General features: G+C 72.2%; 1 pseudogene. It reads left to right on the top strand.

Features of this window, described 5'->3' with window-relative positions:
* Positions 1–345 (top strand): annotated as a pseudogene (locus KVS67_RS11700) (IS481 family transposase); the annotation flags it as partial.

Raw genomic sequence — 345 nt, 5'->3', positions numbered from 1 at the left:
CCAGATCCACGCCCTGCGGCGGGAGCGCAAGTGGTCCGCACGGCGCATCCATCACCACCTCGTCTCCGAGGGCCACCAGCTGTGCCTGCGCACCGTGGGACGGTGGCTGCACCGGGCCGGGATCTCCCGCCTACGGGACCTGACCCCAGCCGGAGAAGACCTCCGCCGGCAGCCGGCCCGGAGGATCACCGCGAGAGGGCCAGGGCACATGGTGCACCTGGACGTGAAGAAGATCGGGCGCATCCCTGACGGGGGCGGCTGGCGTGCGCACGGACGGGACTCCGAGAACGCGCGAGCAGCCAAGCGCGGGCCTGGCCGACGGGTCGGCTACACCTACCTGCACTC

The sequence above is a fragment of the Micrococcus sp. GbtcB5 genome (assembly GCF_019091605.1).
Taxonomy (GTDB): domain Bacteria; phylum Actinomycetota; class Actinomycetes; order Actinomycetales; family Micrococcaceae; genus Micrococcus; species Micrococcus luteus.
Note: the sequence above shows the minus strand (reverse complement) of the source record. Positions and strands in the feature narration are given on the sequence as shown.